The following is an 11625-nucleotide window of genomic DNA, read 5'->3' on the forward strand; positions in this document are numbered from 1 at the left end:
GCTAGGATGCCTCGCGGAATTAAGGGAGGGATATGCGTTGGTTTTTGATTGGCTATCCGGCGCTGGTGGCCACGATCGCAGTGGTTTTTCTTGTTCAGTACTTCTTCTGCCTCTCTGCCGAAGCATGGGCCGCATGGGTTGCTGCGTTGGGAACCCTTCTTGCCTTTGCCGGCACCATCTGGCTCGCTACGTCTCAATACCGTCTGAAACAAAAGGCGGACGCCGATATTGCACACCTGGTTGCCGCGCGCATGTCGGGGGAGCTTGCAGCAATGATTGACCGAGTCGAGCAGATCCAGGCAAGACTCACATTCGGGAACCCGGCAGAACTTGGTCCGGCTTTCGCGACTCACGTGTTCGCGCTGAAGCCAGACCCGATCAGCGCTCTCGGTAACGCGGATCGTCTCGTTTTGCTGTCGCCGCTTCCCAATCGAGCCGCGCACAGAATTGCTCGTGCAGTGGGAATGATTCATGGCTTCTCTGAAGAGCTGGAGCCTTACATGAATATCTCCCGCTGGCAGCAAGTTACTGCGGCTGGACGTGAACACTATGCGAAGAAATGGTCGAAGCAAATTGATCAGATTTTCGATCTCTTGAAGGTTGCCCAACTTGAATGCGTCAAAGCTTCCGAGATAGGAGCCCCTCTGCCCACACATGAGGAAATATACGGTCCCTGGATCACCGATCTCGAAGACTTCTAGTGCTCCTGGCGTTGAGCCTTCAACCTTTTTGTTCATGCTGCTTCCTTTGTTTCGAGCGTGACGTCGGCGAGAAGCGACGCTTCTCCCTGGATACGCCGGCGCGCGATCTCTGCGTACGCCGGATTCAATTCGATGCCGATGCAGTCCCGCTGCAGCCGGTCGGCGACCAGACCCGTGGTGCCGGCGCCGAAGAATGGGTCGAGCACCAGGCCTCCGGGCGGGCAGCCAGCCTTGATGCACATCTCGGGCAGCTCCGGCGGGAAGGTGGCAAAGTGCGCCTCAGAGAAGGGCTGTGTGGTGATGGTCCAGACGCTGCGCTTGTTGCGGCGGTCGACCGGCATGGCCAGAGCAGCATCGAAGCTCGAATTGCTCTTGATGCCGCTACCGGCGTCGGCCAACTTGCGGCCGACCGCCTTCATGGTGCCGTTTGTCTTGGTGCCGCCGTTTGCTCGAGCACTGCCTTTCTGGTTTTGCACGTCCTGTGCCAGGCGTGCGTGCGTGTTCGGGGACACCGGTTCGGAAATCGCATCCTGGTCGTAGTAGTAGCTCTCGCTCTTCGTCAGCAAGAAGATGTACTCGTGAGCCTTCGTGCAGCGGTCTCGCACGGATTCTGGCATCGGGTTCGGCTTGTGCCACACGATGTCCTGACGCACCCACCAGCCGGCATCCTGCAGGGCGATGGCCAGGCGGTGCGGCATCATCACCAGGTCTTTCGGTTTCAGCCCGGGCACACGCACGTCGGAGCGAGGAATCGGCGCGTCATCGCGGCGTCGGCTGGTGATCATTTGCCGCTGTGCGTCGCCACTGGCGGACCGGTGCTTGAGACCGATGGCGGGGCTGTTCGTGCTACCGCGGTTGCCTGCATAGCTGTCGCCCATGTTGACCCAGCAGGTACCGTCCGGCCGCAGCACCCGGCGCACCTCGTCGAAGACCTCGACCATGGTGGCGATGAATTCGGACGGCGAGGCCTCCAGGCCGATCTGCCCGGCGACGCCGTAGTCGCGCAGCCCCCAGTAGGGCGGGCTGGTGACCACGCAATGCACGAAGTCGGCCGGCAGGGTGCGCAGCTGCTCGCGGACGTCCCCGATGAGGATGCGGACGGTCACCGTCATTTCCCCTCGATCTGGAGCAGCCCGGCGGCGACGGCATGTTCCATCACCGTCTTCCCGTTCGGCAGCAGGATTTGGCCGAGAAATGCACCCTCGAAGGTCAGGATGCCGACCTCGATCGCGATGGTCTGTCCCTTGATCCAGTCGCGCAGCACCGAGCAGACGCTGACCTGCGCCTGATCCATCGCCCGGGCTTCGTGCTGCTCGCGGGTCCGACGGTGCCGGGACGGGTTGTACGGATACTCCTGCAGCCAGGCGGCCGCGTAGCCGCGGTAGCTGGCCTTCACGGTGACGTCGCGCCCACGGTACGAGAATTGCACCAGCAGCTCGCCCTTCTCGTTGTCCGTCATCGTGCCGAATCGCGGGCACCCGAAACGCGTCAGCACCTTCCGGATGTCGTCGAGCGCGGCGCTGCCACTGGTGGCGTTCTCGTAGGGGAGTCCCATATCAGGCGGCTTCCTTCAGGTCGCCCTGCAGGCCTTCCTCGGAGATTTCCGAGATCACACTAACGTGCACCTCGCTCTGAATCAGGGTGAGCAGCTTGGCGGCGTCCTTCTCGGTCGGATGCACCTGCGCGCGGAAGGCGATCACGACGGTACCGCCCTCCTGGCAGATGAACTTGAACTTGTTGATCTTCGACTCCGAGAAGACGATGTCGTCCTCGCCGCGCACGCCGTGGTGCACGCGCAGCTGCATGTGCTCGAGCTCGGCGCCCCACTTCAGCGGGCCGAGCAGCGGGTTGCGCAGGTTGGGCGCGTGGGTCTTGTCGTCGACCAGATCGCCCTGCACGGACTCGTCCTTGAAGTAGAGGGCGGTCTTCAGCGTCGAGCTGAACATGGAGAGCGAGTCGTTCGGCATGCGCGCCTCGATCTGCAGGTCGATTGCGAGGACGTTGTCGTCGCCGTGCTTTTCGGTGCGGCTGTTGATGTTGACGATCTTGACGAGCTGCTTGTCGAGGTCGAATTGCGGTTTGTACATGGGTCTGTTCTCCCTGGTGGTTAGGCTGCGAGTTGAGCGGCGAAGCGGCTGCCAGCGCCGATGGTGTGCTGGGCGATCGCCGAGCAGATGCGGGTGAAGTCGGCCTCGTGGTACAGCTTCGCGCTCTTGTCGGTGGCCGCCGGCGGGAAGCCGAGGCTGGACAGGAAGTCAGCGGTGATCGTGAAACCGAGCCGTTCGTTGATCTGGCCGAGGCGCAGGGACGGGGTGCGCGGCGCGATGGCCTGTGCGAGTTCGGCCGGGGCAGCCGCATGCCGCACCTCGGCCAGCGGCAGCGTGGGCCGGTATTCCGGTTCCGGCGCCTGCGGCTGGCGCGCGGCGGCCTCCTCCCGGCGGCGCCGCTCTTCCGCGGCGGCTGCTTCCTGCTCGGCGCGCACCATCGCTTCAGCTTTCTGGCGCTCTTCATCGGCGATGCGCTGGCGCTCCGCTTCCAGGCGCTTTTCCTCCGCTGCCTTGTGCTCGCTGATGCGCGCGGTAATCACGGCTTGGCAGTCGTCGGGCGCCTTGAGTACGAGCTGCGCGGTGTCGGCGAAGAGGAACGCGTGATCCTTGGCCTGCTCGCGCAGCGTCTTCAGGTTGGCGTCAATCCGGTCGGCGATGGCGTTCGCCTCGATCTTCGCGTTGGCCAGGGTGGTGCTGACCGCGTCGCGCAGGCTGGCGACCGTCTTCTTTCCCTTCATGGCGCCAGCGAAGTCGGCCGGTACTGCCGGCATGTACGGCTTGCCGAGACGGGTATTCAGGCCGGCAAGGTGGGCGGCGAGGCCGTCGACACCTTCCTTCAGGATCTCGGCGCGGATCTGCTCCTTCCGTGCTTTCACCAGCCGGTCCAGTTCCAACCTGGTGGAGCGAGCCTCGGCGCTGATCTCGTCGATGGCGCGGAAGAGGGCATCGATGCTCTCGGTCTGGCTGAGCGCGTGCTGCTTTGCGGCCTTCAGCCGGTCCTCGACGTCGCCGCACCATTTCACGGCCTTCTCGGCGTCCGCGAAGTCCTGGTCGGTCTTGAGCTCGCGGTTGATCCCGCCGAAGACGGCGATCGCATGTTCCTTGAACAGGTCGAGATTGCTCGCGGTGACCATGCCGGTGACCTCGATGCGCAGCGCCGGCAGCGATTCCGGAGTGCGGCCGACGGCTTCTACGGTCACCGCGGGCGGCACGTACGTTTCCAGATCCTGCTTGAACTGCGCCCAGCCGGCGACGATGCGCGCATGCCAGCCGAGGTCCGGGAAAACCTCCATATGCACCATTCGGTCGGGCGTGCCGTCCGAGACGACGAAGATAACCTTCCCGGCGCCGGTGACCAGCAGGATCTGCTGGTACTGCGGCATGTGGTCTTCGGGCAGCTGGCCAGCGCGCACCGCGGCGGCCAGTTCCTCGTTCCACTGTTTGTGCTCGAAAGCGATGTCGCCGGCAAGCGTCAGGCCGTCGCAGGACGCCGACAGCATCCCGCCGTCAGAGCAGGTGACCGGATACAGGTCTTCGCCGATCAGCTGCTCGACCATCGGCCGCGCCAGCGCTTCGACCTCGTGGCCGTAGTCGAGGATGTTCTCCTGCACCCAGCGGCTGAACTCCTTCGGGTTGCCGGTGTGCTTCATGTGCAGCAGCTCGGAGCGCTTTACCTTCTTGGACAGGCCGAGCATGGCGGCCGCCTCGCTGGCGCCGAAGTGCTGCAGGCGGAACTGGTCCCACTCGGGGGAGCCTTGGATAAGGTCGTGGATCTGCATCATTGACCTCCCACTGCCGGCGCCCAGGAGGCGATTTCCATCTTCTGCTCGTCGGTCAGCAGCTCCTTTGACTGGATCATGGCGACCAGGTCGTTCACCGGCTTGCCGCCCTCGATTGCCTTCTTCCAGCCGGCCTTCTTCTTCTCGAAGTCCTCGGCGCTGCAGGTCGGCAGCTGCTTCTTTCCGTCGCCGCCAGTCGTTACCACCGCGGCGGCTGCCGGCGCGAAAGCCTGTTCTGGCGTGGTATCGCCTTCCTTGAGAGCGGTCGTGATGCCGAAGAGGGTGGTCAGATGCTCGAGAGTGATGTCTTCCTCGCCCTTGATACCGAGGAAGTCGAAAATCTGCTGCGGCTTCACGCCGTACTTCTGCAGTACGGCGATAGCGCGCGCACGGCGGTTGGCCAGCGTCTGCACGTTGCCGATGGCCGTCTCCCGGGCCTGCTCGTACATGTCGGACCAGAAGGCCTTCGGCACACCCTTCAGGATGGCGTTGCGCAGCGCGATCGAGCAGGCTGCATTCGCGGTGACGCCGATCATGTCGGCATTGAAGCGGCGGCCCTGACGGTCGGTGATGCGGCGCTGCACCTCGTAGGTGATGGCAACGTTCCGCTCCAGATCATGGAAAACGCCCTGAGCGGTGACGAAATCGCCCTGGTCATTGACCACCCGGGCGCCGGCGCGGCTGTTGCCCCAGGCGGATGCCACCACCTCGGCGAAGCGTGCGCTGGGGCCCTCGATCGTCTTGTCGCCGCGGGGCAGGGCGTAGATGCACTCCTGCGCTACGTTCTCGTTCAGGGTGACCATGGACAGCGTCTCGTCACGGAAGCGCTTGATCGAGCGCGGGTACTTGTGAGCGGTGGCGATCTGCTGATCGATCTCGGACTTGTTGAGTAGCGAAATCGTGCTGCTCTCGACGTTCATTACTTCAGTGCCTTCCATGCACGTTCTCCAGGTGGAATTGCGGGGGTGGGGGATCAGGAATTGCGAAGATCAGAGCGCAGCACGGCCTCGCGACCCTGCAGCACGCGCTCTACTTGTCGGTCGTTCTCGCGCTGGCTCTGCAGGTGCGCGATCTGGTACCGGATGTGTTCGAGCTGGCGGTTGATCCACCAGCGACGGAAGCTGCGCAGGGCAGGGCGCAGAGAGAAGGCGAGGAGTTCGCGGGCCGTCATGCGGCGCTCCAGACATGGATGGTCACGCCGAGGGCGCCTTCGTCGTAGGCGGCGTCCATCAGGGCGTCGCCGTCACCAATTGCGATGCGGTGCTCTGGGGGCTGTCCGGGCCGGGCGAGGGTCAGCTGGTACTTCATGCCTGCCTCGCTTTCAGCAAGGTCATCAGCCGGTGGCCCTCGTCCCTGCCGAGGACGCTGTCGATCTCGCCGGCCAGGCAGGCTACGAACGAGCGCGGCCGCATGCCGGCGTTCGGATCTTTGGATGCGTACTCGAAGGCGCTCCGGATTGCCGCTTGCAGCCGCTGAAGGGTCTGCTCGGGCGTTTGCTGGGTGTCGGTCGTGCTCACCGCGCTCTCCTGTTGGTTGATCAGGCGCCCGGCGTTTCACCGGGCTGGCGGTTCTTGTCTCTTCACGGGTCAGCAACCGGTCCGTCGAGATAAACCGCTAAATCACTACAACCAAAGGTTACAGCACGACCAGAGGTTTTGCAATAAAAAGTTGTAATAGGCGGCGCGGCCGACGAGAGAAAATAAAAAATCCCGTCGAAGCGGGATCTGCAGAGGTCTGCGGCGACCTACGGATTCCTGCCGTATTTCTGTCGGAAATCGTTCTCCATCATCTCGCACGTCCCTGCTACAAACTGTTGAGAATTCGGGCTAAGCGACTTCCGCTTCTGCTCTTCCCAGCAAAGGTCGATCGCATCCGCTGCGCGCCATCGCTCGGCGGTTGCAGGGTCACGTCCGCTTATCCCTCCAAAAAGCAGAAATGCTCCGAACACTGCCACGACGAATATTCCGATTTTGGGGAGCACGCCGAGTCGTTTCTTCCGCTCTGGCATTTGGCGGCGTCGAATTTCGGGTTCGGATTGGGCTGCTACAGGTGCCAACAGTGGGTATGCGCAGGTGGGGCACGCGACGGCAGCGGAGGAGACCTCTCTGCTACATTCTGGGCAGGTGATAAGCGCCATGTTTCTCCTCTCATCTTGTCGATTGGCAATTAAACCGTAAACCCGAGTAGGGGTATACATCCACCGACCTTGCCATCTGACGAACATCTCCTATGCTGGAAATCCTGCTCTGGAGAACAAAAACGAGAGGGAACCATGTCGGTGCACATTGAGAAGTGCGGGGAGAGTGCGTGCGGCCACCTATTCGAGGTCGAGCAGTGCAGTGCGGTCTTCGGTCCGGGGAGAGCTGTCGGGGTGATTGAGTGTCCCCACTGCGGCAAGCAGGCCGGCGGCGATCCGAGGAAGGTCTATGTCAGCCGGCGGATCCGGCGGGAGCTGGAGGCATGGCCGGAGGAGTAGGCACGGCCCTGGTGCTTCCCAGGGAGAGAGTAAGGCGACAGAGAAGAAGCCGCGGCTCAGAAATTTGCGAGTTGAAGCGGGGCCGTGTGCCGGTTCGACCATGCAGGTGGCGGAAGTTCAAGAAGGACCTGCGTCGCCACCTGTTTCGAGCGGAGGACCCATCCCATCCTGGTTGGCTCGTTCTTCCTCCCTTTCCGTCAGGGCGTATGAGAGATAAACGAAATCCGAGGGGCCTACAGCAGATGCGCTGCAATGAGGGCAAACGATCTTTCCTCTCTCCCATGAGGTATCGAGGAACGAGAACTGAGCAATCTTGAACAGGCGGTGGCAGTCAGGGGACAGGCACCGCATCACCTGTTGATTCGGCATCGATCTAGTCCTTTCCAAAGCGGGGGCTGGGCCGTGGAAGTGGGTGGTTAGACCGAGAGGGAAGGGGAGGTTCCACTGTCAGTAGCAGCCGGTCGTGAACAAGAAATGAAAAGCCCTCCGCGAAGGGAGGGCCGTGAGATCTGATGCTGGTATTACTGCCGACCGCCAGCTCCGGAGGGTGGGCGGCGGTATCGCTCTTTCCCCACGTCCGGAATAGTACATAACGAAAATGACGAGTAAGTGACGCCAGAAATGAAAAACCCATCGTGAGGGAGGGTTTGAACACGTCGTTTATGCTGCCAAGTCATCGTCTTGCACGAGCGATAGTTTCGCTCGGCTCTGCCCGCTTCCGGTTCCTTTCCCACTCAAGGTCTGCATGTTTGTGAGACGGAATAGAAGATTCTCAATTTCCGTAACTGGAAGGCCAATATCGCTGGCAATATGTCGTTTTGTGGTGCCCGTAGACCTTAGATCCGCCAATACTTTTTCCCAGACAATCGATTCCTCGCGTTCAATTCCATAAGGTTCTGATTTCCGAAATCGCTCAGCAATTTGAATGCAGAAGTTTCGGTACTGCCAATCCGTTGTAATACCCAACTTGTGCAGGCGATAGTTCAGAGCTGCGACGGACACTCGCCAGTAACGCTTTGCTTCAACGATTTCCGAGAGAGAGCCGATACGCGGAAGCTTCGCTCGCACTTCCGCCTCGGGCATGAGGAAAGCAGATGCGAACTGATTCGCCTGGTCCTCCGCGATGCGCCCCCCTTGTGGGCCACCATGTTTATGTAACACTAAGTGGCCTAGCTCATGGGCTGCATCGAACCGACTTCTTTCTGCAGTCTTAAACGTATTGAGAAATACATATGGCGTGTTGTTACGCCACATTGAAAAGGCATCCACGGTTTGAGTGTTCTCAGCGAGCGAGAACACTCGCACCCCTTTTGATTCAAGTAGGTGCACCATGTTTCTAACCGGCCGCTCTCCCAACCCCCACTTTTGCCGCAACATACGAGCTGCCGCTTCAGGATCGGAATCTTCCTTGCAGTCCAAAAGATCCTGGATAGGTAACTTAAACCGTTCGTCCACCCAGTCACTCAATAGAAAGGCGAAGGCGCCGGCAGCAAGAGCACCATCGCGATCACGCGCAGACATCGAGCTGAGCGATCTAAAACTGGCCGCTTCAGCTTGTGGTTCGTCGACGTCCGTGCCAAAGAAAAAAGACTCAGGAAAATCGAGGGCTGCTGAGAGGGCAGCAATACTGTCCGCAGGAGGTTCAACCTCACCGGCTTCGTAACGGATGACGGTTTTCTGATCGAAGCCTACCGCTTCGGCGAGTGCTTTTTTTGTGAGCTTTCTTCGCCGCCGCGCCAGACTTAGTCGAAGCGGATTGAACATTGTTTAATTATTTCCTTACCACTTCAATTTCGTACTCATTATCGTCGGCGTCATTGGGGTCGTCGAAGACATTCTCTCTGTCCCATTCACCGTCGCCTACTATGATAATCTTCTCGATGAAGTCAGTGAAGAAGCCGTTCACGAAGCCTCGGAGTAACGTTAATTCAGCGCGTACCTTATCGCCGCTGATATAGACGCAGAGGTGCCAAGTCGAGAATTCCTCAAGTCCAGGGTCGTCTTGTGCCCCGGGGGCGGGCCAGAGTTCCATCCCTGGAAGTTTGAACTGCAAATCCTCGTTCGTCGCAGCGACTCTCTCGGAGTTCGGGCCCTTCTTCGAACGGTTTTGCGGCACGCGATTGGGCAGACCTGCACCATCATCCGCGTTCATAATTGCGAGCCGAATCTTGAGTTCGCGATTGATCACCGTGGAGAAGTTACCAGCATCGTTCTTCTCCCAGCCTTCTGGACGCAATTCTTCACGTGCGCGACGCACTCCCCAGCGCCACGACTCAAACCCCCTAGCGTTCGGCGGATCGTTATCGGTACAGCCGCCGTGTCCAGCGACGCAGGCGCGGACAATGCTCATCAGCTTCTCGCGCGTCAGGCCGAGTTGGGAAAGCCGGTGAGCCACATCCAGTTGTTCTTGACGTACAGTACCAGGCACAAGACCTCCATGTCCATTTTTTACACCTCAATTGTAGTCGAAAAAATGGACATGACAAGAACTATTTACAGACTGAATCGTCCCAGGCCGCATTAATGCCGTTACCCGAAGTAGTAGAAAGTGTCCCTCATACGCACCGTCCCCTGCCGCTCCAGCGCTTCCAGCGCCTTCTCCGTCAGGTGAACCGGCTGCTGCGGTCCGTACGGGTCATTCCAGAGCTCGTGCGCCTGCTGGAGCGTGAATTCTTCCCCCGGCCGCGCCAGGAAGTGGTTTCGCAGCGCGAAGTAGGCCGTCTCGAACATCAGATATGCTCGCTCTGCTTGTGCACGACCTTCCCGAGGATCTGGCACATGTCGCCGGTGCACTGCTTCCGCGGGTAGCGGCGCTGGTCCGGATTGTCCGAAACTAGCCACCAAAAGCCGATCTCGCGCACCATCCGCTTGATGACGGCCTCGCCCTCATAGTTGACCGCGAAGACCTCGCCGTCCCGGGGCTTCCGGTCCGCCGTATTCACCACGACGGTATCTCCGTCATACAGGCCAGGCTCCATGCTCTGGCCTTTCACCGGCAACGCAATAAGCTGCTCGCGGGTGAATCCGCGTTTCTCCAGCCAGTTCCGACGGAAGCTGATCGGGTTGTCGTCCTCGATCTCATCCTCAACGGCGAAACCAGCGATGCCGGCCGACAGACGTAACTTCACCTTCCGGACCCGCACTAGGTCGGGATGCTCCTCCTCGTCGTCGACCGCGATGACGCGACGGGCGCCGGGGATGGATTGAGGAACCACGGTCTTCTCGGCCATCGGCTGAAGGCCGAACTTCAGGAACACTTCCGACACGCCAAGGAACTCTGCCGCGCGCTTCAAGTTGGCTCCGCGTGGCTCGCTGTCTCCCGCAACCCATTTCTGTACTGCCTGAGGAGACACGCCTACGAAGCGAGCCATCTCGGACTGATTTCCGCCGTTCTTTTGTGCCAGTGCCTGCTCTATCCGGTTAGCCATGGTTTCCATGCGCGCAAGAATACAAGCATTGGTTGTAACGCGCACTGCAAAAGAAAGTTGTAGAAAGGCCTGCCTTGCTGTAACCTGCGGTTGTAAGGCAACTCGAAAACCGACCACCATGGAAACAGGAATTCAAAAGGCGGTTCGCCTAGCCGGTAGCCAAACTGCCCTCGGATGCATCTTGAAAGTTAAGCCGCAGGCAGTTCAAAAGTGGGTTGCTCAGGGATACGCGCCGGCGGAGCGCTGTCGCGCAATCGAAGACGCATTTGCAGGCGAGGTGACCCGTTACGAGTTGAACCCAGAAGTTTTCGGCGAGGCACCGTCCGGGCAGAACCGCCGTCGTGACGATCCAAAGCCGACGGCTTAGGTCGCCACGAACCTCGTTATCGCTTCGCCCCCGTTGTACTTGGTTTAAATCTTTCACGCTTCATTCCTTCTGAGCAGCAATGATGATGAGTGAATAGTACTCAAAAGAAATATCAAAAAAATCATCAGATTTCAGGGAAAACGTATGAATCTCCTCGACGCCTTCTTCAACACCGTGCACGACTACCCGGGTGGCACTGAGTCGCTGGCGCCTCGCATGGGCATGTCCGCCGCGATCCTGCGCAACAAGGCCGACCAGTCCAAGGACCACAACAAGCCGCTGCTGGTCGATGCCGACAAGATCATGGCGATCACCGGCGACTACCGGATCCTCGACGCCCTGGCTGCCGCCCACGGACGGGTGTGTATCGAGGTGCCTGCTGACCGCGACTCGTCCGATATGGCGGTGCTCGAACTGGTCACGAAGGTCTGGCAGTCGAACGGCGACGTCGGCACCTCCGTGCACGAGACGCTCGCCGACGGCAAGGTCGAGAAGAAGGAACTGGCTAGGGTGCGCGCGGCGATCTACCGCCAGCAGAAAGCCTTGAACGAGATGCTGATGCGCCTGGAAGGGATGTCCGAGAAATGAGTGAGCTGCTGCGCATCGACGACGTGAAGAAGGACGCGGAATTCGCCGCCGACGTGGGGCTGGACGTCGTCGCCAACCCGTACCCGAGGAATCAGGACCCGCGCCGGCACGACGCCTGGCTGCAGTTCTATCACGAGCGGATCGCCGCCACCTCCGGCGCGCACGCGAATTCCCACGTCTCGCATTCTTTCGCCTGCTGGTAAAGCCAGCCTGCGCTGCGTCAACCGTTCCAGAGGTCA

At 60.5% G+C, this 11625-nt stretch carries 16 protein-coding genes; 4 read left to right on the forward strand and 12 right to left on the reverse strand.

Going from position 1 to position 11625, the window contains the following annotated elements; genetic code table 11:
- The first annotated feature begins 32 nt into the window (after positions 1–32).
- Positions 33–701, forward strand: a complete 669-nt coding sequence (locus tag VIM12_RS05710) for a hypothetical protein (protein WP_331940654.1) — start codon at positions 33–35, stop codon at positions 699–701.
- Positions 702–733: 32 nt separating this feature from the next.
- Here the strand turns inward: VIM12_RS05710 and VIM12_RS05715 are convergent, their stop codons facing one another.
- The 12 genes from VIM12_RS05715 to VIM12_RS05770 all read right to left on the reverse strand — a co-directional run bounded on the left by VIM12_RS05715 (position 734) and on the right by VIM12_RS05770 (position 10431).
- A complete protein-coding gene (locus tag VIM12_RS05715; RefSeq protein ID WP_331940655.1) occupies positions 734–1813 on the reverse strand; it encodes a site-specific DNA-methyltransferase in 1080 nt (359 codons plus the stop codon).
- The gene (locus VIM12_RS05720) at positions 1810–2256 is read right to left on the reverse strand and encodes a hypothetical protein (protein ID WP_331940656.1); all 447 of its coding nucleotides are present in this window, start codon (positions 2254–2256) and stop codon (positions 1810–1812) included. Before VIM12_RS05720 ends, VIM12_RS05715 begins: the two co-directional genes overlap by 4 nt.
- A gap of 1 nt (position 2257) precedes the next feature.
- A complete protein-coding gene (locus VIM12_RS05725) occupies positions 2258–2788 on the reverse strand; it encodes a hypothetical protein (protein ID WP_331940657.1) in 531 nt (176 codons plus the stop codon).
- Between the two features lie 20 nt (positions 2789–2808).
- Complete coding sequence (locus VIM12_RS05730) at positions 2809–4530, reverse strand: YqaJ viral recombinase family protein (RefSeq protein ID WP_331940658.1); 1722 nt, start codon at positions 4528–4530, stop codon at positions 2809–2811.
- Positions 4527–5465 carry a hypothetical protein gene (locus VIM12_RS05735; protein ID WP_331940659.1) on the reverse strand — a complete coding sequence of 313 codons (939 nt, stop codon included), beginning with the start codon at positions 5463–5465 and terminating at the stop codon, positions 4527–4529. Before VIM12_RS05735 ends, VIM12_RS05730 begins: the two co-directional genes overlap by 4 nt.
- Before the next feature lie 35 nt (positions 5466–5500).
- Complete coding sequence (locus VIM12_RS05740) at positions 5501–5698, reverse strand: hypothetical protein (protein WP_331940660.1); 198 nt, start codon at positions 5696–5698, stop codon at positions 5501–5503.
- Positions 5695–5835, reverse strand: a complete 141-nt coding sequence (locus tag VIM12_RS05745) for a hypothetical protein (RefSeq protein ID WP_331940661.1) — start codon at positions 5833–5835, stop codon at positions 5695–5697. Before VIM12_RS05745 ends, VIM12_RS05740 begins: the two co-directional genes overlap by 4 nt.
- A complete protein-coding gene (locus VIM12_RS05750; protein ID WP_331940662.1) occupies positions 5832–6044 on the reverse strand; it encodes a hypothetical protein in 213 nt (70 codons plus the stop codon). Before VIM12_RS05750 ends, VIM12_RS05745 begins: the two co-directional genes overlap by 4 nt.
- Before the next feature lie 1619 nt (positions 6045–7663).
- Positions 7664–8767 carry an XRE family transcriptional regulator gene (locus tag VIM12_RS05755; protein ID WP_331940663.1) on the reverse strand — a complete coding sequence of 368 codons (1104 nt, stop codon included), beginning with the start codon at positions 8765–8767 and terminating at the stop codon, positions 7664–7666.
- 7 nt (positions 8768–8774) lie between these two features.
- Positions 8775–9431: a hypothetical protein gene (locus tag VIM12_RS05760; protein ID WP_331940664.1), complete on the reverse strand. Its 657-nt coding sequence runs from the start codon at positions 9429–9431 to the stop codon at positions 8775–8777.
- A 101-nt stretch (positions 9432–9532) separates the two neighbouring features.
- Positions 9533–9733 (reverse strand): hypothetical protein, encoded by a 201-nt coding sequence (locus tag VIM12_RS05765; RefSeq protein ID WP_331940665.1) that lies wholly within the window; start codon positions 9731–9733, stop codon positions 9533–9535.
- Positions 9733–10431, reverse strand: a complete 699-nt coding sequence (locus tag VIM12_RS05770) for a LexA family transcriptional regulator (RefSeq protein ID WP_331940666.1) — start codon at positions 10429–10431, stop codon at positions 9733–9735. Before VIM12_RS05770 ends, VIM12_RS05765 begins: the two co-directional genes overlap by 1 nt.
- 118 nt (positions 10432–10549) lie before the next feature.
- Between VIM12_RS05770 and VIM12_RS21285 the strand changes: the two genes are divergently transcribed.
- From VIM12_RS21285 to VIM12_RS05780, 3 genes are all read left to right on the forward strand, one after another.
- Positions 10550–10798 (forward strand): YdaS family helix-turn-helix protein, encoded by a 249-nt coding sequence (locus VIM12_RS21285; RefSeq protein WP_414691760.1) that lies wholly within the window; start codon positions 10550–10552, stop codon positions 10796–10798.
- Between the two features lie 144 nt (positions 10799–10942).
- Positions 10943–11386, forward strand: a complete 444-nt coding sequence (locus tag VIM12_RS05775) for a phage regulatory CII family protein (protein WP_331940667.1) — start codon at positions 10943–10945, stop codon at positions 11384–11386.
- Positions 11383–11589, forward strand: coding sequence for a hypothetical protein (locus VIM12_RS05780; RefSeq protein ID WP_331940668.1), 207 nt, complete (start codon positions 11383–11385; stop codon positions 11587–11589). The genes VIM12_RS05775 and VIM12_RS05780 overlap by 4 nt, the downstream gene beginning before the upstream one ends.
- Positions 11590–11625: the final 36 nt, after the last annotated feature.

This window comes from Noviherbaspirillum sp., assembly GCF_036563305.1.
Taxonomy (GTDB): domain Bacteria; phylum Pseudomonadota; class Gammaproteobacteria; order Burkholderiales; family Burkholderiaceae_D; genus Noviherbaspirillum.

Bases quoted from the DNA above. Each gene is read 5' to 3' on its own strand.
- VIM12_RS05735 (WP_331940659.1), bottom strand. From the start codon at position 5,465: ATGGAAGGCACTGAAGTAATGAACGTCGAGAGCAGCACGATTTCGCTA.
- VIM12_RS05765 (WP_331940665.1), bottom strand. From the start codon at position 9,733: ATGTTCGAGACGGCCTACTTCGCGCTGCGAAACCACTTCCTGGCGCGG.
- VIM12_RS05740 (WP_331940660.1), bottom strand. From the start codon at position 5,698: ATGACGGCCCGCGAACTCCTCGCCTTCTCTCTGCGCCCTGCCCTGCGC.
- VIM12_RS05745 (WP_331940661.1), bottom strand. From the start codon at position 5,835: ATGAAGTACCAGCTGACCCTCGCCCGGCCCGGACAGCCCCCAGAGCAC.
- VIM12_RS05715 (WP_331940655.1), bottom strand. From the start codon at position 1,813: ATGACGGTGACCGTCCGCATCCTCATCGGGGACGTCCGCGAGCAGCTG.
- VIM12_RS05770 (WP_331940666.1), bottom strand. From the start codon at position 10,431: ATGGCTAACCGGATAGAGCAGGCACTGGCACAAAAGAACGGCGGAAAT.
- VIM12_RS05725 (WP_331940657.1), bottom strand. From the start codon at position 2,788: ATGTACAAACCGCAATTCGACCTCGACAAGCAGCTCGTCAAGATCGTC.
- VIM12_RS05755 (WP_331940663.1), bottom strand. From the start codon at position 8,767: ATGTTCAATCCGCTTCGACTAAGTCTGGCGCGGCGGCGAAGAAAGCTC.
- VIM12_RS05720 (WP_331940656.1), bottom strand. From the start codon at position 2,256: ATGGGACTCCCCTACGAGAACGCCACCAGTGGCAGCGCCGCGCTCGAC.
- VIM12_RS05710 (WP_331940654.1), top strand. From the start codon at position 33: ATGCGTTGGTTTTTGATTGGCTATCCGGCGCTGGTGGCCACGATCGCA.
- VIM12_RS05780 (WP_331940668.1), top strand. From the start codon at position 11,383: ATGAGTGAGCTGCTGCGCATCGACGACGTGAAGAAGGACGCGGAATTC.
- VIM12_RS05730 (WP_331940658.1), bottom strand. From the start codon at position 4,530: ATGATGCAGATCCACGACCTTATCCAAGGCTCCCCCGAGTGGGACCAG.
- VIM12_RS05775 (WP_331940667.1), top strand. From the start codon at position 10,943: ATGAATCTCCTCGACGCCTTCTTCAACACCGTGCACGACTACCCGGGT.
- VIM12_RS21285 (WP_414691760.1), top strand. From the start codon at position 10,550: ATGGAAACAGGAATTCAAAAGGCGGTTCGCCTAGCCGGTAGCCAAACT.